Source organism: Clostridium cavendishii DSM 21758 (assembly GCF_900141845.1).
Taxonomy (GTDB): domain Bacteria; phylum Bacillota; class Clostridia; order Clostridiales; family Clostridiaceae; genus Clostridium_AG; species Clostridium_AG cavendishii.
In genome coordinates this window covers 37168-58874 of the sequence record NZ_FQZB01000014.1, presented here as the reverse complement: position 1 = coordinate 58874, position 21707 = coordinate 37168, and the positions used below count along the sequence as shown (strand labels likewise).

16 protein-coding genes are annotated in these 21707 nt (G+C 26.9%); 15 read left to right on the top strand and 1 reads right to left on the bottom strand.

What is annotated here, in order from left to right; genetic code table 11:
• Positions 1-157 precede the first annotated feature (157 nt).
• The 8 genes from BUB01_RS16230 (at position 158) to murJ (ending at position 10133) form a co-directional block, all read left to right on the top strand.
• Complete coding sequence (locus BUB01_RS16230) at positions 158-1144, top strand: peptidoglycan bridge formation glycyltransferase FemA/FemB family protein (protein ID WP_072990368.1); 987 nt, start codon at positions 158-160, stop codon at positions 1142-1144.
• Positions 1137-2540, top strand: coding sequence for a polysaccharide deacetylase family protein (locus BUB01_RS16225; RefSeq protein WP_072990365.1), 1404 nt, complete (start codon positions 1137-1139; stop codon positions 2538-2540). Before BUB01_RS16230 ends, BUB01_RS16225 begins: the two co-directional genes overlap by 8 nt.
• Before the next feature lie 336 nt (positions 2541-2876).
• Positions 2877-4070, top strand: coding sequence for a DegT/DnrJ/EryC1/StrS family aminotransferase (locus BUB01_RS16220; protein WP_072990362.1), 1194 nt, complete (start codon positions 2877-2879; stop codon positions 4068-4070).
• Positions 4071-4125: 55 nt separating this feature from the next.
• Positions 4126-5229 (top strand): glycosyltransferase family 4 protein, encoded by a 1104-nt coding sequence (locus BUB01_RS16215; RefSeq protein ID WP_072990359.1) that lies wholly within the window; start codon positions 4126-4128, stop codon positions 5227-5229.
• 3 nt (positions 5230-5232) lie between these two features.
• On the top strand, positions 5233-6684 hold the full coding sequence (locus tag BUB01_RS16210) for an O-antigen polymerase (protein WP_072990356.1): 1452 nt from the start codon (positions 5233-5235) through the stop codon (positions 6682-6684).
• Positions 6685-6694: 10 nt separating this feature from the next.
• Positions 6695-7903, top strand: coding sequence for a glycosyltransferase family 4 protein (locus tag BUB01_RS16205; protein WP_072990353.1), 1209 nt, complete (start codon positions 6695-6697; stop codon positions 7901-7903).
• Positions 7904-7964: 61 nt separating this feature from the next.
• Entirely contained in the window at positions 7965-8576 is a 612-nt protein-coding gene (locus BUB01_RS16200) for a sugar transferase (RefSeq protein WP_072990734.1), read from the top strand.
• Between the two features lie 21 nt (positions 8577-8597).
• Positions 8598-10133, top strand: a complete 1536-nt coding sequence (gene murJ, locus BUB01_RS16195; RefSeq protein ID WP_072990350.1) for a murein biosynthesis integral membrane protein MurJ — start codon at positions 8598-8600, stop codon at positions 10131-10133.
• A gap of 70 nt (positions 10134-10203) precedes the next feature.
• Here the strand turns inward: murJ and BUB01_RS16190 are convergent, their stop codons facing one another.
• Positions 10204-11952, bottom strand: a complete 1749-nt coding sequence (locus BUB01_RS16190) for a beta-propeller domain-containing protein (RefSeq protein ID WP_072990346.1) — start codon at positions 11950-11952, stop codon at positions 10204-10206.
• An 884-nt stretch (positions 11953-12836) separates the two neighbouring features.
• Between BUB01_RS16190 and BUB01_RS16185 the strand changes: the two genes are divergently transcribed.
• The 7 genes from BUB01_RS16185 to wecB all read left to right on the top strand — a co-directional run bounded on the left by BUB01_RS16185 (position 12837) and on the right by wecB (position 21707).
• Complete coding sequence (locus BUB01_RS16185) at positions 12837-14024, top strand: DegT/DnrJ/EryC1/StrS family aminotransferase (protein WP_072990343.1); 1188 nt, start codon at positions 12837-12839, stop codon at positions 14022-14024.
• A 59-nt stretch (positions 14025-14083) separates the two neighbouring features.
• The gene (locus tag BUB01_RS16180; RefSeq protein ID WP_072990338.1) at positions 14084-14680 is read left to right on the top strand and encodes an acyltransferase; all 597 of its coding nucleotides are present in this window, start codon (positions 14084-14086) and stop codon (positions 14678-14680) included.
• Positions 14670-15995: a nucleotide sugar dehydrogenase gene (locus tag BUB01_RS16175; protein ID WP_072990335.1), complete on the top strand. Its 1326-nt coding sequence runs from the start codon at positions 14670-14672 to the stop codon at positions 15993-15995. The genes BUB01_RS16180 and BUB01_RS16175 overlap by 11 nt, the downstream gene beginning before the upstream one ends.
• A 26-nt stretch (positions 15996-16021) precedes the next feature.
• Positions 16022-17110: a Gfo/Idh/MocA family protein gene (locus BUB01_RS16170; RefSeq protein ID WP_072990332.1), complete on the top strand. Its 1089-nt coding sequence runs from the start codon at positions 16022-16024 to the stop codon at positions 17108-17110.
• 269 nt (positions 17111-17379) lie between these two features.
• Positions 17380-19215, top strand: a complete 1836-nt coding sequence (locus BUB01_RS16165; protein ID WP_072990329.1) for a polysaccharide biosynthesis protein — start codon at positions 17380-17382, stop codon at positions 19213-19215.
• A gap of 14 nt (positions 19216-19229) precedes the next feature.
• Complete coding sequence (locus BUB01_RS16160) at positions 19230-20498, top strand: O-antigen ligase family protein (protein ID WP_072990326.1); 1269 nt, start codon at positions 19230-19232, stop codon at positions 20496-20498.
• Positions 20499-20642: 144 nt separating this feature from the next.
• A complete protein-coding gene (gene wecB / locus BUB01_RS16155; RefSeq protein ID WP_072990321.1) occupies positions 20643-21707 on the top strand; it encodes a non-hydrolyzing UDP-N-acetylglucosamine 2-epimerase in 1065 nt (354 codons plus the stop codon).

Here is a 21707-nt window from a genome sequence, read left to right as displayed (position 1 = left end):
AATAAAATGAAAATTATAGAAATTTAAGATATATTTAATAAAAATTAAGACTCTAAATGATATAATATATGTATATTTTTGCAACTAAAACCTTAAAGATACAAAAGGTAGGGCAATAGGAACTGACTATAAAAAAGAAAGTTTTGGGAGTGAAAGAATGGAAGTAAAGTTTATTAATGAGAATGATTTTGAATTATGGGATAATTTTGTTGATGATTCAATTCAGGGAAATATATTTTGTAAAAGTAAATGGCTTAGTATACTGTCAAATGAAATTAGAATTTTAGTTGTATTTGAAAATAATAGAATAATTGCAGGAATACCACTACCGTGTACTAAAAAGGGTATATTTGGTATGCCGAAACTAACTCCAAAGCTAGGTGTTTTATTTAGTAATGAATTTCAGAAGTTAAATACTGTGAAAAGAAATGCTAAAGAAATGGAAAGTCTTAATTTATTAATAAAAAATTTGCCTAGTGGAATGTCGTGGGATTATAATTTTTCAGAAAACTTCACTAACTATTTACCATTTATATGGAATAACTATAATGTGAATTTAAAGTATAGCTACGTTATAAATAATTTAAGTGATTTAGATAAAGTATATTCAAATTTTTCATATGATACAAAGTATTTAATTAGAAAAGCTATGAAAAACAATATTTATGTTGAAGAAAGTAATGATGTTAAAGCGTTTTATGAAGTTAATAAAAAAACGTTTGAACGGCAAGGAATGCAAATTCCATATACATATAATTTGATAGAAGAATTGTATAATAAATATAAAGATGTTAATGCAAAAGTATTCATAGCTAAGAATAAGGAAAATGAACCTATAGCTGGTTTGTTTTTATTGTTTGATGATGAATGCTCTTATTACTTGATGGGGGGAGCAGATCCTAAGTGGAGAAAATATGGAAGTCAAACTTTGCTAATATGGGAGGCTATAAAATTTTCTGCAACTGTTAGTAAAAAATTTGATTTTGAGGGTTCTATGATTCCTAATATAGAGAGAGCTTTTAGAGAGTTCGGAAGTGAGCAAAAAATATATTACAATGTTGAAAAGAATAGTGTGACTTTTAATTTAGTTTATAAATTTTTAAGGAAACACAAGAATATTATAAGGAAGTTTGTGAATGTGTAAATATATTAATTTGGTATTAGAGAAGGATTTAAATGATAAAGGTACTGTAATATATATTTTATATTACTTATTTAAACGGATTAAGTGTGAACTACTTGTAAGTGAAAGTTATAGAGCTGATATGTTGAATATTTCGTATGGTGTAGATATTCCAAAGGGGATATATATACCAATTAAAGAAATACATGATTTTGAAGTTAAGAATAATAAATATTATAAATATATATTTGGAGAAAAGGAAAATCAAAGTCAAGATTTATTTTATAAAGAGAATGATAATTTAATAGTTTTTAATTATGATATAGTGAAAAGTTCTAAATATTTATTATGTTTAGAAGAAGAATATAATCCTAAGAAAAGGGACAAGATAGGAAGGTTTTTAGGAAAATATAGTATAAGAAAAGGGTATTTAGATGTTCCTTTTTTTGATGTTAATAGTAGAGTTGTTTTTGATGCGATAGCTTTATTAAATACTGATTATCTAACAAAGGAAGATAATTTTAGGGTTGTTCTTACACATGATGTAGATAGTATAGATAGCAGAAGTAAATATGTTTTACTACATAATATTAAAAACTTTGCTTTAAAACCCAATATTAAAAATTTTGAAAGTATTTTATTAGATATAATTTTTAATAGGCATAATCAAATAAGAAATGTATTAGAGATAGAAGAAAAATTTAATGTTAATTCTGAATTTTATTTTATTGTTGGGAGAAAGCATAGATTAGGTAATAGGTATAATTTGAAGAAGATTGTTTCTGATATTGAACTTATAAAGAAAAAAGAAAATGTTATAGGTATGCATACTAATTATTTTGATTATAATAATAGTTTTGAATTGAGGAAACAAATTGATGAAATTGAAGATAAAACAGATTTTAAGGTGATTAGTAGTAGGAATCACTATCTTAGGTTTAATGGAATAGAGAGCTGGAAAGCTTTAGCAGATGCCGGAATAAAATATGATGTAACTCTAGGCTATACTGACTCTATAGGCTTCAGAGCTGGGACAAGTAACTGTTTTTTACCATATGATTTCAACAATAATAGATTAATAAACATATATGAAATTCCACTGGCTATTATGGAATGCACATTGCTAGAAAAAGCTTCAACATATGAAATGAAGCTAGAAAGGTGCAAGAAGATAATTGATCAAGTAGCTAAATATAATGGAACAGTTTCATTATTATGGCATGATTATATGTTTTATAATAATGAATGGAGAAAGTTGTATATAGATTTAATTTATTATATAAAAGAAAAGAACGGGATTTTTATAACTACTAGGAATTTAGAAAATGAGCTTTTGGAAGACTATAATAAAATTAACAATTTATTAAAAGAAGAATATTATTTAGATTTAGATTATATGAAACTGGATAAGGTATAAGAATATATTATTTTGTACAAAATATATTAAAGGTTATACTTATTTAGTTAATGAGCTTTGAGGAATAAAAGCATTTTTACTTATATTAAAAGTAGAAGTGTTTTTTATTTAAAATCATTTAATAAAATTAGCAGAATATTCATATGTTATTGATTTATAAGGCGTGTAAAATATAGGTATTTATTTTGAAATGCAACTATGTTATAATTTATAAAGATTAAAAGATTAAAGTATTAAAATATTAAATAAAAAATGAATATTTAAATAACTAAATATTAAAACTTAATTTATAATTTGAATTTAGTTATTAAATGTTTACGATATGGAGGAAGTAAAATGAGTAATAGACAAATTCAATTTTCACCACCAGATATAACTGAAAAGGAAATAGATTTAGTTGTGGAAGTTTTAAAGTCAGGATGGATTACATCAGGACCTAAAGTTAGAGATTTTGAGGAAGGCCTAGCTAATTATTGTAACACTGAGAGAGCGGTAGCTCTAAATAGTGCAACAGCTGCGATGGAATTGATCCTTAAGGTATTTGACATAAAAGAGGGGGATGAAGTTATAACTACTCCTTATACTTATAGTGCAACATCTGTTGTATTAGTTCATAGGGGAATTAAACCTGTATATGTTGATTTAAAACCTGATTCATTTTTCATGAATTATGATAAAATAGGAGATGCTATTACAGAAAAAACTAAAGCAATAATGCCTGTAGATTTTGGCGGATATCCTTGCGATTATGACAAAATAAAAGCTGTATTAAAGGAAAAAAATAGAGAGGATATAATAATATTATGTGATTCAGCACATTCTTTTGGTGCTAAGTATAAAGGCGAAATAGTAGGCTCTCAATGTGATTTTCATAGTTTTTCATTCCATGCAGTAAAAAATCTTACTACAGCTGAAGGTGGAGCTATAACTTATAATAATAAACCTGAATTTGATAAAGAAGATTTATATAGTGAATTTAAAGTTACTTCATTGCAAGGTCAAACTAAGGATGCTTTTTCAAAAATGAAAGCAGGAGCTTGGGAATATGATATAGTGACAGATGGATTTAAATGTAATATGACTGATTTATGTGCGGCTATTGGAATTGCTCAATTAAGTAGATATTCAGAAATATTAGATTATAGAAGAGAAATATTTGAAGCATATACAAATGAATTAGTCAATGAGGAATGGGCAATAATACCAGAGGTTAGAGATGATTTAGGTACAGAAAGTTCATATCATTTATATGCCTTAAGAATTAAAGGTTTTGGTGAAGCAGAAAGAGGAGAACTTATAACTAGACTTGCAAGAGAAGATATAGCTACAAATGTTCATTTCAAACCTTTACCAATGTTTACTTTATACAAAAATTTAGGATATGATATAAAAGACTATCCGAATGCTTATAATCAATACAAAAACCAAATATCTTTACCAGTTCATACAAAGATAACTAGAGATGATGCTAAGTATTTAATTGATAGGTTAAAATATCACGTTAATGAGATAAGAAAGAATACTAAATAAATTACTTGTTTAAATTATATTTTTAAAATGAACAATTAAAAAAAGGAGAACTAGCATGAAAATATGCCAAATAACTCCTTATTGGGATGTAACGGGCGGAATAACCACAGTAGTAACTAATTTGGTAAATGAATTAATTAAGAGAGAAAATGAAGTATATGTATTATCATCTGATTTGAAAAAAACAGATGATAATCTTTTCAAGTTAAGCAATAGTTTTATTACAAAGAACAAAGAGATTTTGGCAATACTAAGAAGAATAAAACCTGATGTAGTGCATGTACATGCACATGGTACCTTGTTACCAGCAACTTTAATATATAAGTATTTTTTTAATAATAAGGTTAAATTGCTATGTACTTTTCATACAAAACCAAGTTCAGGAAGCGAGCTTACAAAAACTCAAAATAATAGAAGCAAATTAAGAGATGCTTTTGTTAATTTAATGATGCATCTTTTGGATTATAATGTTTTTGTGAGCGAGGATTTGGTAGATAGTTATAAAAAGTATATGGGAGTAACTACTACAAAAAATAATTATGTTATTTATAATGGGATAAGTAAACCTAATGTAGATGAACAAAGAGCATTAAGGTTTAAAGAAAAAATAGAAATAGAAGATAAAACTACTGTATTTTCAATGATTAGTAATTTGCAATGGGATTTAAAGGTTATAGGAGTAGGAAAACTTATACAAGCTTTTGATAAATTTAATAAGCAGGTTGATTCGAATACAAAGCTTTTCATTGCTGGAGATGGAGAATTTAGAGCTTATTTAGAAAAAATATTAAAAGAAGTTAACAATGAAAATATAATATTATTAGGACAAATTAGTAATGTAGAAGAATTACTCTTTTTGACTGATATATATTGTCATATTTCACCACAAGAGGGCTGTTCAATGGCTATATTAGAAGCTATGGTAATGGAAAAAAATATTTTAACAGTGCACGGTGGTGGAAATGGTGAAATAATAAAAGATGAAATAAATGGAATAATAGTACCTTATGATGATAATTTGATATTAGAAGGTCTGATTAGAAGTTATAAAAAGAAAGATGATGATAGTATGAAAAAAAAGGCATATTTAGATGCTACCACTAAGTATTCTTGGAAGAGTATAACTGATAATTATATTAATTTATATTTGAAGGAGTAATATATGACAAATAAATTAGAAAGTAATAGAATTAAGCTAATGGCTAGCATTGGAGCAATATTTACTTTATTTATTGGGATTTTAATGTATCTAGGATTTTATAAAGCTACATTCATAGCACTTATGATTTTCTTTACAATTATTGTTCTAACAGCTATTATTTACTCTTTAAAATCTAATAACGATTTATTTGAGATAAATAATGTGTTTATGGCGGTTTATTTTCTCTATACAACGGGCTTTCAATTGAATAATATGTACTATACATCAGGAATTCCTCCTTATTATAGTTATATTTTTACTACTATATTAGCAATAATAGGGTTTATAGCTTATTGGATTGGATATAATAAAATCTTTAATGATAAAAATAAAAAGTTTTTTAGAGAAACTAGAAAAATTAAAGAAAGACAATTAAACTTTAAAATATTATTGTTAGCTATTTTTTCATTTTTTTTAATTGCATGTTTATCTTTTGGAACATATCTAATGGCGTATGGAGGAATAAGAAACTATATAAATGTAGGATATGGAGCAGAACGATATTTAATAGATACAAGTCATGTACATGGTGCAGGAATACATTGGGTAGCATCTACTATATTAATTTTATTTGTAGTTGCAACTTTGTATAAAGATCAATATAAAAAAACAACATTATTTTTAAGAATATTTGTATACATAAGTTCGATAGTTATTACTGCATGCTATTTTTTAACTGGTAATAGACATAATATTGTTATTTTTTCATTATGTTTTATAGCTATATTTCATTATTTTTATAAAAGAATAGATGTTAAAGTAGGACTTATTGTCTTTGGTGCATTGTTTGTATTTTTAATAATGTATACTTCATTTAGAGGCTTCTTAGGAAGTGGTGATGTTGTAAATGGTGTTATAAATGCTATAAAGTCTAAGCAATTTGAAATATTTTATTTTCAGATAGGAGAGTTTTCTCAAACTAGTAAGAGTTTAAATGAAGTTATAGTTTATACACAAAACAATGGATATTTATATGGAAAAAGCTATTTGATATCCTTATTTGCTTGGATTCCAGGAGCGGGTAGATTATTTGATGTATCAAAATATGCATTAAGCATCTGGAGATTAAAGTATTTTTATCCAGGATTTTATGAAAAAGGGCTTGGTTTTGCATTTTTTTCTTTATCAGAAATGTTCCTTAATTTTGGAGTGTTCGGTATAGTTGGAGGGATGTTTTTATGGGGAACCTTACAAAAATTCTTGTTAAATTTATTTAAGAATAATAAAAAGAATATAATTATTGTATTCATATATACTTATAGCATTTGTATGTTTTCTTTTGATTTTATGAGAATTGATTTCCAAACATTTTTTACAGCTTATATGCAGGGAGTAACTATTCCTTTAGCATTAATTTTTATAGCTTATATAATATTTAATAAAATGCATAAGTTTATATATAAAGTTAAATAGGAGAAAAAACATGAATTTAATTTATGTAACGGCACAAGTGCCATATGGAAAGGGAGAACAATTTATTCCTCCAGAAATTATAGAAATGAGAAAGTTGGGGAATAATATAAAGATTTTACCTTTAAGACCTGCAAAAGAAATTGGGCAAGGACACGAAAACTCTGTTATAAGTGAATATTGTGATAGAACACCGTTAATAAATATTAAAGTTATATTATGTTTATTTAAATATATAATTATTCATCCTATAAAGGTTTTAAATATAATTTCAAAAATAATATTTAAATCAGGTTCCATAGTTAAAGTCTTTAAGAATATAATTTTGATACCTAAGGGACTTTATATGGGGCAAGAAGCTTTGAAATACAAAGCTGATCATATACATTGTCATTGGGCTTCAACATCTGCAACAGCTGCTTACATAGCATCAGTTATATCAGATATACCATGGAGTTTTACAGCACATAGATGGGACATTTATGAAAATAATATGTTAAAAGAAAAAGCTAAAACTGCAAGCTTTTTTAGGGTTATAAATAAAAAAGGGTATAATGATATTTGTAAATATATAAGAAGTGAAGATGTAAGTAAGTGTAAAATTATTCATGTTGGAATATTTTTAGATAATCAAAATAATAGTACATTTGAGGTTAATAATAGAGAAGAATTTTTAATTGTTGTTCCAGCAAGTCTTATAGAAGTTAAGGGGCATAAATATTTAATAGAAGCTATTAATATGCTTAAGGATAAAAATTTAATCTGCCACTTTTATGGTGAGGGTGAGCTTGAAGAAGAATTGTTGACGGAGATAAAAAAATTAGGATTACAAGATAAAATTTTATTAAAGGGTCAGGTTGCGCATGAAGATTTACTTGAAATGTATAAGACAAAGGCTGTTGATGTATTAATATTACCAAGTATTCTTACAGACGCTGGAGAGCATGAAGGTATACCTGTATCTCTTATGGAAGCAATGGCAAATAAAATACCTGTAATTTCAACAAATACAGGTGGTATTCCTGAACTTTTAGAGGAAGGTTCTGGAATATTGGTTGATGACAAGTCTTCTGAGCAGTTAAAGGATGCAATTTTAAGATTATTAGAAGACAAAGAAATAGCCATTGAATTAGGCGAAGCCGGTTATAACAAAGTTTTAAACGAATTTGATATAAATAAAGTGTGTTTGAATCTTCAACAGGAATTTAAAAATAGAGCATAGTACCCTTATAAGGAGGTGGATTTTTATGGAACCTATATTTAGTAAAGAAGAATTTATAAATATGACAAGTAGAAATGGTAAAATAGGAAAAAGGATATTTGATTTTATATTTTCTATTTTAGGGTTAATAATAGTTAGTCCGATGTTTCTTATTATTGCTATATTAATAAAAATAGATTCTAATGGCGATGTGTTTTTTAAACAACTTAGAGTTGGTCAATTCAGTAAACCATTTTATATTTATAAATTTAGAACCATGGTTAATGATGCAGAAAGATTAGGAAAACAAATAACTGTAGGAAATGACTCTAGAATAACAAAGGTTGGAGCATTTCTTAGAAAATATAAATTGGATGAATTACCACAACTTATTAATGTATTTAAAGGTGAGATGAGTTTTGTTGGGCCAAGACCAGAAGTGCCTAGGTATGTTAAAATGTATGATAAAGAGCAAAGACAAGTATTGCTTGTAAAACCAGGGATAACTGATTTAGCATCTTTAGAATATAAAGAGGAGAATGAGATATTAGGTAATGTTGAAAATCCTGAAAAATATTACATTGAGTGTATAATGCCACATAAATTAAATTTGAATATGCAATATATAAATAAAGCTAATCTAATAAGTGATATAAAAATAATATTAAAGACTATTATAAAATGCATTATTTAGAAATAGCAGAAAGGATTTAAAATGTCTCAAAGTAAATTAGTCAAATCAGCTAGCATACTTATGATAATAACTTTAATAAGTAAAGTAGTTGGTTTTTTTAGAGATGCTCTTACAGCAAATGCTTTTGGGGCAACGTATAGTACAGATGCATATAATATGGCGGTTACAATACCCAATATATTATTTGCAACCTTTTCTTTAGCCATAGCGACAACATTTATTCCTATTCTAACTGAGTCTTTAAAGACAAAAGGGAAAGAGGAAATGTTTGATTTTGCTAATAATATAATGAATGTTATTACTATTATATCAATTATATTTGGAATAGTTGGATGGATATTTGCAGATAAAATAGTATTTTTAATGGCTCCAAAGTTTTCAGGAGAAACTTATAACCTAACAGTTTTTCTGACTAAATTATGTATAATAAATATAGTCTTTATGAGCCTAAATAGTGGATTTACAGCTATATTGCAGACATTAGAAGACTTTTTAGCACCATCTCTTGTTGGGATAATGATGAATTTACCTATAATATTTTATATATTGTTAGTTCCTAATAAGAGTATATTCGGATTAACTATAGCAACTATAATAGGTAAATTATTAGAGGTACTTATACAGATTCCATGGGTTTTAAAGCACGGATATAGATTTAAATTTTTTATAAATCTTAAGGATGAGAGAATTAAAAGAATACTGATATTAGTTATACCTGTTATAATAGGGACAGGGGTTAATCAATTAAATGCTATTGTAGATAAGGCTATAGCATCAGGTCTTAGAGAAGGGACTATTTCGGCTTTAGATTATGCAACAAAAGTTAACGGAATGGTGTATTCAGTATTTGGAATGGCAGTTATTACAATAGTTTATCCGATGCTATCACAAGCTGCTACTAATCATGATTTAAGTGATTATAAGGGATACTTGAATAAAGCTGTAAATAGTATAAATGTAATAATGATTCCAACTACAGTTGGATTGGTACTGCTTAATGAACCTATTATTAATGTTATTTTTAGGCATGGAGCCTTTGATGATGTGGCAGCAAATATGACCTCTACAGCTCTTATATATTATGCATTAGGAATAACTTTTTACGGAATAAGAGATGTTCTAAGTAGGGGATTTTATGCCTTAAATGATACTAAAACCCCTATGATAAATGGTGCGATAGGAGTTATAGTGAATATAGCATGCAATTTAATTATAACAAGATATATGGGAATTGGAGGAGTTGCATTATCAACATCTATTGCAGCAGTTTCCACTACACTTTTATTGGGATATAATTTGAGCAAAAAGGTAGATGGGTTAAATTCTAAAAATATGATATATAAAGGACTTAAAATCTTAATGGCATCATTAATAATGGGAGTTGGAATATATTTAATTAATAAAATGTTACCTAGTAATATGATGTCAACTAATTTAGGATCATTAATAATTTTAGTAGTATCAGGTATTTTAGGAATTTTAACTTATATATTTATAATTTATAAATTAAAAGTTGAAGAAGCAAATGAAATAATAAAAAAGCTTATAAAAAAGTAACTATAAAATCGAAAAAAAACCTATAGAATAGACACTTTTAAAAAGTCTATCCTATAGGGTTTTTTCATGTTTATAATTTAAGCTCAGATATTTTATTTAGATTGTTATCAACAACAACTATTTCGCTATTGGTAATTAGAAATATATTATTATTAATATCTGTAATAGTAGACTTATTCAAATAACTGCATTCACTCATAGTGAATGTGCGCATATTAGATACTTTTTTATCATTTATTTCAGCTAAGGTAATAGTAGGTCTTAAAGTAATGTTATAAAAAGAATCAAATTTTAAGGCAACTATATTATTTTTTTTGTTGAAATAGAAACCTTTATAAAATGTTTTTATTCCTGAAGTGTCACTTTCATAGTCAAAATAGTTACGGAATTTTTCACTTGGTATTCCTTTATCATCAAGATTAAAGACTGATAGTTTTAAGTTTGATTTTACTTCTCCTAGAGTATCAATTTCATTTCCAATACCTATAAAAGTATTATTATTTACCTGAATGCATGCATTTTTAAAGTCAGAAACTAATAAATTTTTAATAAGTTTTGGCTTTTCTAAGGTACTTAGATCGATAGCATAAACAGGTTGATTTTCAAATTTATTAGTTAAGTAACACTTATCTTTTAAGAATATTGCTTTATGAATAACCTCATTAGGAGCTAATCCTTCTATAGAACCTATAGTCTCTAATTTATCATTTAGTATATATACATTGTGTGAGAAGATTTCCCCAAAAGTATATAAGGTAGCAATTTCAAAAGTTTTGTTTGAATTTGAATATGAAATTGATTCCTGATTTAAAAATTTTCCTTTAACGAAAGATGTTTTCGTTTCTAATAACTTTTCTTCTGAATTAGGAAAATTTATTAAAGCTGTAACTGTATTATTATCGTCAAAATAAGCATTAAGAGCAAATAAAGTAGTATTTTCAGTTGAATATAAATCTGTATTATCAGCCATTATTGTTTTAGTAGCAATATTTGAATTAATATCTGCAATATTTAAAATTGACGTTGTAATCAAGTTTTCTCTTAAGGCTTCTTTACAAAAAGTGACTTGATTAATAGGAATAAGAGTCTCATTATTTTTTGTTGTATCATGATATTTTGGTAGATAATTATTTATATCTAGATCATTTGTTTTATCAGCTAATAAAGGTAATAAGGTATTGCATGTAATTATTTTCAAATAGTTCTTATCTAAAAAGCTGTCTACAAAAAATCCATTGTAAGTTACAGTTCTTTCGAGTTTTATTGAATTTATATCTCTTTTATCATATATGGAAAGAATAACTTTAGTATTATCCTTTTCTTTAATACTTGAAATTAAGGTTATTTTATTATCTGATATGTATAACTTATTTATGACTCCATTTATATTTAGCTCGGTTATTTTTTTTAAAGATTTTGGGTTTTGAGAATCTATAATTATTAATTTATTATTTGTAGATTTACTATCTATTTTGGCAGTGTAAATATATTTATCATCAGTCTTTACAACATCATTTTCTGGATTAGTAGAATTAAGTTGAGTATTCTTTAAATTTAATGAAAAATCATCTTTATAAGATAATGATTTTAATTTAGAAGAATAACTATAATCTGAATCCTTATTTTTTATTTTCATTTTGTTTAGATAGTCATTAAAATCCTTTTTATCTTTAAAATTTTCAATATGAAGTGAGGTCTTTTTTGTGATATTGGAATTTTTAATGAAATTTTTAACAATATATTTTTGAGATAATAATCCTATTGTTATTAATATAATAAAAATCAATATCATTCTTAAATATTTTTTCTGTAAATTCATAATTATACTCCTAATTTTTCTGAATTTTTTAGACTTATGCCTTATGACATAATAATTTTACCATAAAAAATATAAAACAAAAATAATTTTATAATGATATTTACTAAATGTTTGAAAATCATAGGGTTAATTACCTTTTATAAGGGTTTTAAATATATTTTGCCTAAATATAAATTAAGTTATGAATAATTATAAAATTATTGATGAAATTGCTACTTTTTATGATTGACACTATAATTATAATCATACTGGTATGTTTGAATTTAAACAAGCTTTATCAAGTAAGTTTACAGGTAGAATTAATTTTACAGGATATTAAGAAAAGTAAAAGAACGAAATTATTATTTATAAGATTAGAGTGATGAAAAGTTACTGTAATGTATAGATGTATGATGAAAACTATGTAAATTTTAATATAGGTGTAGAATAAAAAATAATTGAATATTTAAGATGTTTTTTGGGAAAACTATATATTTGGGGAATGTATGAATCTGATGCTTTTTAATGGTTTTAGATGTATAGTTTATTTATTTTTATATTTTGGGTATATAGTATTAGAAAGGTCGTATAACCGAATACATTAAGATACACCGATATCATTAAATAAATTGTAGCGAAGGATAACAATAAATAAGTAAAAAAAAGGGATATTTATTTCTAAATAATTAATATTGTAAATTTAAATACATTAAATTGAAAAAAAAGTGTTATAAGGGTATAATTTTTTATGCAAGAAGTTTAGGTGTTAAAATAAGTATATATTTTTAACGTTATATGATATAATAATGAAGTTAAAGTAGATTTTTAGGATAAATAATCTTAGGGGTCAATAATTAGATTTTTTATAAATTTAGAGTATTTTTACTCGAGGAGGCTGGTTTTTAATGGAATTACAATTAATTGATTTACAGAAGCAATATGAAGCTATTAAAAATGATGTTGAAAAGAATATTATAGAAGTTTTATCATCAGCTAGATATATAATGGGTGATAATGTTAAATGTTTTGAAAATGAGTTTTGTGAATATTTAGGTGTAAAGCATGCTATTTCAGTAGGAAATGGGACTGATGCCTTAGTTATAGCCTTAAAAGCTATGGGAATAAAACCAGGTGATGAGGTAATAACTACACCATTTACATTCTTTGCAACAGCAGAAACTATTGCAGCAGTAGGTGCTGTACCAGTATTTGTAGATGTAGATTTAAGAACATTTAATATTGATGTTAATAAAATAGAGGAAAAAATAACTAATAGGACTAAAGCTATAGCACCAGTTCATATATTTGGGCAATCAGCTGATATGGATAAGATAAATGAAATAGCTAAGAAGCATAATCTTTTAGTTATAGAAGATGCTTGCCAAGCAATTGGAGCAGAGTACAAGGGGAAAAAGATAGGTACATTAGGAGATGTAGCTTGTTTTTCATTTTTCCCTACAAAAAATTTAGGCTGTGCTGGTGATGGAGGTATTATTGTAACTAATAATGATAAAATAGCCAAAATAGCTAAGGGATTAAGAACTCACGGAAGTGGGGTTGCTGGTAAAGAAGCTTATGAATTATTAACAGGAACAAAGGAAGAGGATATAGAACAATCAACTTCAAATGAAACTGTTTATAATCCAGCTAAGTATTATAATTATATGATAGGTTATAATTCAAGACTTGATGAATTACAAGCAGCTATATTACGAATTAAATTGAGAGAAATAGATAAATGGAATAATTTAAGAGCAGAGCATGCAGCTTATTATAATAAAGGACTTAAGGATACTGAGTTAATAAAGCCTTATAGATTAGAAGATACAAAGCATGTTTATCATATGTATATATTACAATCAGAAAAGAGATCGGAACTATTAAAACACCTAGGGGAAAATAAAATAGCTACTGGAGTATATTACCCAGTTCCGTTACACCTTCAAAAAGCATTTAAGAATTTGGGATATAAATTAGGTGATATGCCAAATGCTGAATACTTATCACAAAGGACATTTGCTATTCCTATGTATCCAGAACTTACAAAAGAACAGCAAGATTATGTTATAGAAAAGGTTAAGGAATTTAAATAAGATATTGTAAGAATAAATAACTGTTTATTTATTTCGACATGACTAATTAGGAGTAAATTATGGATAAAGAATATTTTGTACATGAATCTAGTTATGTAGATGAGCCATGTAATATAGGTGCAGGAACGAAAATATGGCATTTTTCGCATGTTATGAGTGGGTGTACTATAGGTGAAAAATGTAATATAGGTCAAAATGTAGTTATATCACCAGGGGTTACTTTAGGTAATGGTGTTAAGATTCAAAATAATGTTTCAGTTTATACAGGTGTTATATGTGAAGATGGAGTTTTCTTAGGCCCTTCTTGTGTATTTACAAATGTAATAAATCCAAGAAGCTTTATAGAAAGGAAATCAGAATATAGAGAAACCAGACTTTGCAAAGGCTCTAGTGTTGGAGCAAATGTAACTATAGTTTGTGGAAATACTATAGGTAAATACGCTTTAATAGGAGCTGGTGCAGTAGTTACTAAGGATGTACCTGATTTCGGACTTATAGTTGGTAATCCAGGAAGACTTATAGGTCACGTATGTAAATGTGGAGAAAGACTTAATTTTAATAGTGATAATTTGGCAAAGTGTAGTGCCTGTGAAGAGGAATATGAAAAAATAGATAACAGTGTTATTATGAAAGGTGGAAGTAAAGATGTCAAATAGTATTAAGGAACAGTTATTAAAAAAAATAAATGAAAAAAGTGCTAAAGTAGGGGTAGTAGGTCTTGGTTATGTTGGTCTACCTCTTGCTGTTGAAAAAGCTAAGGCTGGTTATGAAACTATTGGGTTTGATGTGCAAGATGAAAAAGTTAAGTTAGTTAATGAAGGGCACAATTACATAGGAGATGTTGTAGATACAGATCTTAAGAAGGTAGTTAGCGAAAAGTTATTAAGTGCTACAACAGATTTTTCATTTATTAGGGATGTAGATTTTGTGGCTATATGTGTTCCAACACCATTGGACGAATATCAACAACCTGATATAAGCTATGTAAAAGCATCAACAGAAGCAGTAGCTGAATATCTTCATGAAGGTATGGTAGTTGTTCTTGAAAGTACTACTTATCCAGGAACTACAGAAGAATTATTATTACCAATATTAGAAGAAAAGTCAGGTCTAAAATGTGGAGTAGATTTCTTCTTAGCATTCTCACCTGAAAGAGTTGACCCAGGTAACTTAATATATAAAACTAAAAATACTCCAAAGGTTGTAGGGGGAGTAGGTAAAGATTCTACAGAAGTAGCAGCAGCTATGTATAGACATGTTTTAGAAAGTGATATACATGAAGTATCATCACCAAAAGTTGCTGAAATGGAAAAAATATTAGAAAACACTTATAGAAATATAAATATAGGATTAGCTAATGAAATGGCTATAATTTGTGAAAAGATGGGTATAAATGTATGGGAAGTTATAGATGCAGCTAAGAGTAAGCCATATGGTTTCCAAGCATTCTATCCAGGTCCAGGTCTTGGTGGTCACTGTATACCTCTAGATCCATATTATTTAACTTGGAAAGCTAGAGAATATGATTATCATACTAGACTTATAGAAACTTCAGGAGAAATAAATAACTATATGCCACAATACGTAATTGAAAGATGTGGAAGAATATTAAACACTTTCAAAAAGCCTTTAAATGGTTCCAAGGTTTTAATATTAGGGGTTGCCTATAAGCAAGATATCGATGATTATAGAGAGAGTCCAGCACTTAAGGTTGTAGAAAATTTTGAAAAAGTCGGAGCAGAAATTACTTTCTTCGATCCATTTGTTAAAGAATATAAATTTAAAGGTGTTAAACATATAGGGTTAGAAGTTCTTGATGAAGCGGCGCTTAAAAATGCTGATATAGTTGTAGTAACTACAGCTCATACAAATGTTGATTATGACTTTGTTCAAAAACATAGTATAGCTATATTTGATACAAAGAATGCTATGAAAAATGTTATAAACAGAGAAAATATAGAATTACTATAGTAGATGGTAATAAGGGAGATTGTGTAATGAGTAAAATGAAATTTGCAATAATAGGTTGCGGTAGAATCTCATATAAACATGTAGAAGCATTTGTGAATAATATTGAGCAGGCTGAGCTTGTGGCAGTTTGTGATGTTGTTAAAGAAAGAGCTATAGAAAAAAAAGAAAAATATGAAGCAAGTATAGAAGGTTCTAAAGTGGCTGTTTATACAGACTATAAAGAAATGTTACAAAAGGAAGATATAGATACAGTAACTATTGCAACTGAAAGTGGATATCATCCAGAGATAGCTATAAATGCTATGAACTTAGGTAAACATGTTATAGTTGAAAAGCCTATGGCTTTATCTATAAAAGATGCTGATGATATGATAGAAACTGCAAAGAAAAACAATGTAAAAATAGCGGTTTGTCATCAAAACAGGTTTAATCCAGCTATTCAAAAATTAAGACACGCAGTAGAAGCAAATGGTTTTGGAAAACTTATAAATGGTACGGCTAGAATACTTTGGAATAGGAATGAGGGGTATTATACTCAAGCTCCATGGAGAGGAACTTGGGAGCTTGATGGTGGAACTCTTATGAACCAATGTATTCATAACATAGATTTATTACAATGGATGATGGGTGGAGAAATTCAATCTGTTTATGCTGAGTGTGATACTTTCTTAAGAGATATAGAAGGTGAAGATTTTGGTGCTATAGTTATAAGATTTAAAAACGGAGCTATAGGAATTGTTGAAGGGACTGCTTGCGTATATCCTAAAAATCTTGAAGAAACTTTAAGTATATTTGGAGAAACAGGAACTGTATGTATAGGTGGTCTTGCTGTTAATAAAATAGAAACTTGGGCATTTGCAGATGAAAAATTAAATGAAGAAAAGGAAGAAGAACAAACTATAGATTCTGTATATGGTTTTGGTCATACACCTTTAATAAATGACTTTATAAATGCTGTAAAAGAAGGTAGAGAACCTCTGATAAATGGTGTAGAAGGTAAGAAGGCTATGTCAATAATACTTGCCGCATATAAGTCAAGATTAACTGAAAATGTAGTTAAATTTCCATTAAATGATTTCTCTACATTAGAAATGAAAAATATAAATAGTAAATAAATGCTTAAATTTTGAGGCTATCTCAAATTATGTTAGATTAGGCAAGAGTAATTTTAATTTGCATATATATGTGAAACTTAGATTGAGGTGGAGTATAAACTCCACCTCAAAGTTGGTTTGATTTATGAAAAGAGTGTATAAATAGTTTGAAGATAGTGTATAATTTAAAATATATTTTTATGGCTTGTATTTTGAAAATTATATAGAATAATTTGAATTTTGGATTTTATATAATAGTTTTTTAAAATTATATAAGGAGGTTTTTGAATATGCTAAATGAAAAGAAGTTAGTAGTCTTAGATATTATTAGTATAGTTATTTCAATATTTTTAGCTTTTTTATTGAGATTTAATTTTAATATAATTGCTTCTGATATGGAATTTATAAAAATGTCTTTAATACCTGTTATTTTGATAACTATTGCTACTAATTACTTTTTTAATTTATATAAAAAGATGTGGGAATATGCATCAATTAATGAATTATTATCAATAATATATTCTACAGCTATTTCTAATATTATATTTTTTCTTTATAGCTATTTTATAAACTATAAGTTGCTAAAGTATGAAGTTTATAGATTTCCATTTACGGTATATCCTATTTATGCTTTAATTTTAGTTCTTATGTTTGGTGGCATAAGATTTAGGCTTAGGATTATAGGAGAAAAAAAGAATACTAGTAATTCAGCTATAAGCAAAAATACATTAATAATAGGAGCAGGAGATGCAACTGCAATGCTTCTTAAGGAGATAAAAAAATGTGATACTTATAATGTAGTAGGTATTATTGATGATAATAAGAAGAAAAAAGGGAAATTTATTTATGGCTATGAGGTAATTGGTAATAGAGACATTATAGTTAAGGCGTGTAATAAATATCAAGTTGATGAAATAATTTTTGCAATGCCTTCAGTTAAGGAAGAAGAAAAACAAAAGATATTAGAAATTTGTAAAAAAACTAAATGTAAGCTTAAAACTATACCAAGTTTAAATGAAATGATTGATGGAGAATATCAAATAAATAATTTTAGAGAAATAAAGATTGAAGATTTATTAGGAAGAAAAGAAGTTGAGCTTGATATTCATAATATTGAAAAATTGGTTAAAAATAAGGTTATATTAGTAACAGGTGGTGGAGGTTCTATAGGTTCGGAACTATGTAGACAACTTATAAAGTTTGAACCGAGTAATCTTGTGATTTTAGATATATATGAAAACAATGCTTATGATTTACAAATGGAACTTAATCATAATTATCCGAATATGACTAAAACAGTCGTAATATCATCAATAAGAGAATATGAAAAGATGGATGATATATTTAATAGATTTAGACCAGAGATAGTATTTCATGCAGCAGCTCATAAGCATGTACCATTAATGGAAGCTAATCCAGAAGAGGCTATTAAAAATAATATATTAGGAACATATAATATTTTAAAATGTAGTGATAAATATAATGTAAAAAGATTTATTCAAATAAGTACAGATAAAGCAGTTAATCCAACCAATATAATGGGTGCAACTAAAAGATTTTGTGAAATTATGGTTCAAGCGTTTAATACTGTAAGTAAAACTGAATATGTTGCTGTTAGGTTTGGTAATGTATTAGGAAGTAATGGTTCGGTAATACCTTTATTTAAGAAACAAATTAGCGAAGGTGGTCCTGTAACTGTAACACATCCAGAAATAAATAGATTCTTTATGACAATTCCAGAGGCTGCACAGCTTGTAATACAAGCTGGAACTATGGCAAAAGGTGGAGAAATTTTTGTTTTAGATATGGGTAAACCAGTTAAAATCATAGATTTAGCTAAAGATATGATTAGGCTTTCAGGTTATGAGCCAGGTGTTGATATAGCAATAGAATACACTGGACTTAGGCCAGGAGAAAAATTGTATGAAGAATTATTAATTGATGAGATAGCATTAACAAGTACTGCATTTGAGAAAATATATGTTGAAAAACCAATGAACTTTGAAATGCAATTTGTAGAAGATTCTATTAAGGAATTCAAAAATGTTATAGCAACAAAAGATAGAGAAGCAATATTCAAAATTATGGAACAAAAAGTTCTAACTTATAAGAGAAAAATTAATTAATTATGGAGGCAAGAATGCTAAGAAAAATAAATAGAGTCTTTTTTGCTTTATATATCATAAGTTTAATGTATATTCCAGAATTTATGATGTCTTTAATGTTTAAAGAAAAGCAACCACCTATAAGTGAAGTAATTCTAGTGTGTGCATGGCTTTTTTTTGGATTACAATTCTTGATATCAAGAGAAAAAAGAAAATATTTAATAAATTTATTTAAGAATAAATTATTTTTAGTTTTAAATTTATTATTTATAAGCATTATAATACTTATGATTATTTCAAAAAGATATGCACCAGAACAAAAATTATGGCTACAAGAAACCATAAGATTTATTTCAGTATATTTTCTTATAATTTATTGTAGTCTTGAATATACAACAGAAAAAATATCTAAAATAATAATAAAAGGTATATTTTTTAGTTGTGTTTTTGTAACCTTATTAGGATTTTACCAATTTGCAACAGGAAAATGTATTCCCCCTCAATTTGTAGGAAGTCATACATTTGGAGTAATGGTAAGAGTTACATCAATATTTTCCAATCCTAATTCATATGCAGCGTTTATTGTAATACTGATATTTCCAATATTTATGGTAACTATGTATGAAAAAAATAATCGCAAAAAAATACTGTATTCAATCATATTATTATTATTGATTGTGAATTTATTTATGACATTTTCGAGAAGTTCTTGGTTAGGATTAGTGTTAGGGTTGGTAGTATTAAGTATTTTATGGAATAAAAAGCTCATATATGCAATAGGTGCTTTAGCAGTATTAACTGTAAGTATAACTCCCATGAGAAATAGATTTTTGGAGTTATTTAGTAAAAGTTTTAATGATGATAGAATTAAGATATGGAAAACTTATATCCACATGATAAAAGATAATTTTTGGTTTGGTGTAGGAAATGGGAATGGTGTAAGTAAATATGACTATTATATAGCTAAATATCCAGAACTTAATTATAATTCATATACAAGGTATCCATCACATAATTCATATCTTAAAATTTTTAGTGAATTAGGTGTATTTGGGTTGGTGTTATTTGTATTATTAATAATTATTATGTTAATAATTATTAATAAATATTATAGGACTACTCAAAACTATTTTATGAAATCTGTTTATTTAGGCATATTTGCGTCAATAATTTCAATATGTTTTATGAATTTAAATGATAATTTATTTTTTGTACCTAAAATGATAAGTATATTATGGATTTTAATTGGAATTGGGATCGGAAATTATTTTGGTGACAAGCAAGGGAGTTTAAATAAAAGTTAAAACATTATTAAAAACACTATAAGTCTTATACTTATAGTGTTTTTGATGGTAGATTTTAATTACTGAAGAATTGAATTTGGCTTGAGAATTTGAGAACTTATAGTTATAATATAATAATGTTAAGAAAGTATCAGGAGGAAAATTATGAAAATAATAAGTATTGTAGGTGCTAGACCTCAATTTATAAAAGCAGCACCTGTATCTAAGGCTTTAAGGACTAAGCATAATGAATTATTAATACATACAGGGCAACATTATGATGAGAATATGTCTAAAGTATTTTTTGAGGAATTAAAAATACCTAGGCCAGATTACAATTTAGAAGTTGGTTCTGGAAGTCATGGAAAAATGACTGGTATGATGCTTGAAAAGCTTGAAGAAATATACTTGAAAGAGAAACCAGATTTTGTTTTAGTATATGGTGACACAAACTCAACTTTAGCAGGAGCATTAGCAGCAAGTAAATTATTAATACCTGTTATACATGTAGAAGCAGGACTTAGAAGTTTTAATAAGACTATGCCAGAAGAACAAAATAGAATATTAACTGATCATATATCAGAATTATTATTAGTGCCTACGAAAGATGCTGAAAAGAACTTAACTAATGAAGGCATAACTGATAGTGTTTATAATATAGGAGATGTAATGTATGATGCTGTTCTTGACTTTAAAGAAATTGCAAGAAAAAAATCCGATTTATTAAAAAAATTGGATATAAAAGGTGATTATATATTAACTACCATACACAGGGCAGAAAATACTAATGATATAAATAGACTTAAAAATATAGTAGAAGCTTTAAATGAATGTGGGTCTACTGTTATACTTCCAATTCATCCAAGAACTAAAAAATATATATTAGAATATGGATTAAGCTTTAATGACAACATAAAACTTATAGATCCAGTTGGATATATAGAAATGCTTGAATTAGAAATGAATGCTAATAAGATTGTATCAGATAGCGGTGGAATACAAAAAGAAGCTTATTTTATGGGAAAACCATGTATAACTATGAGGGATGAAACTGAATGGGTTGAAACTGTAGAGGTTGGTTGGAATTTAATAGTTGGAACAGATAAAGAAAAAATAAAAACTGCTATTAAGGAGTTTGCTCCTAATTCAGATAGACCAGAAATATTTGGAGATGGAAAAGCGGCAGAAAAGATATTAAATATAATTGAAAGTTATAGTAAGGAGAGGTAG

Excerpts from the sequence above, each read along its gene's own strand:
- BUB01_RS16230 (WP_072990368.1), top strand. The coding sequence starts at position 158 with ATGGAAGTAAAGTTTATTAATGAGAATGATTTTGAATTATGGGATAAT.
- BUB01_RS16225 (WP_072990365.1), top strand. The coding sequence starts at position 1,137 with ATGTGTAAATATATTAATTTGGTATTAGAGAAGGATTTAAATGATAAA.
- BUB01_RS16220 (WP_072990362.1), top strand. The coding sequence starts at position 2,877 with ATGAGTAATAGACAAATTCAATTTTCACCACCAGATATAACTGAAAAG.
- BUB01_RS16215 (WP_072990359.1), top strand. The coding sequence starts at position 4,126 with ATGAAAATATGCCAAATAACTCCTTATTGGGATGTAACGGGCGGAATA.
- BUB01_RS16210 (WP_072990356.1), top strand. The coding sequence starts at position 5,233 with ATGACAAATAAATTAGAAAGTAATAGAATTAAGCTAATGGCTAGCATT.
- BUB01_RS16205 (WP_072990353.1), top strand. The coding sequence starts at position 6,695 with ATGAATTTAATTTATGTAACGGCACAAGTGCCATATGGAAAGGGAGAA.
- BUB01_RS16200 (WP_072990734.1), top strand. The coding sequence starts at position 7,965 with ATGACAAGTAGAAATGGTAAAATAGGAAAAAGGATATTTGATTTTATA.
- murJ (WP_072990350.1), top strand. The coding sequence starts at position 8,598 with ATGTCTCAAAGTAAATTAGTCAAATCAGCTAGCATACTTATGATAATA.
- BUB01_RS16190 (WP_072990346.1), bottom strand. The coding sequence starts at position 11,952 with ATGAATTTACAGAAAAAATATTTAAGAATGATATTGATTTTTATTATA.
- BUB01_RS16185 (WP_072990343.1), top strand. The coding sequence starts at position 12,837 with ATGGAATTACAATTAATTGATTTACAGAAGCAATATGAAGCTATTAAA.
- BUB01_RS16180 (WP_072990338.1), top strand. The coding sequence starts at position 14,084 with ATGGATAAAGAATATTTTGTACATGAATCTAGTTATGTAGATGAGCCA.
- BUB01_RS16175 (WP_072990335.1), top strand. The coding sequence starts at position 14,670 with ATGTCAAATAGTATTAAGGAACAGTTATTAAAAAAAATAAATGAAAAA.
- BUB01_RS16170 (WP_072990332.1), top strand. The coding sequence starts at position 16,022 with ATGAGTAAAATGAAATTTGCAATAATAGGTTGCGGTAGAATCTCATAT.
- BUB01_RS16165 (WP_072990329.1), top strand. The coding sequence starts at position 17,380 with ATGCTAAATGAAAAGAAGTTAGTAGTCTTAGATATTATTAGTATAGTT.
- BUB01_RS16160 (WP_072990326.1), top strand. The coding sequence starts at position 19,230 with ATGCTAAGAAAAATAAATAGAGTCTTTTTTGCTTTATATATCATAAGT.
- wecB (WP_072990321.1), top strand. The coding sequence starts at position 20,643 with ATGAAAATAATAAGTATTGTAGGTGCTAGACCTCAATTTATAAAAGCA.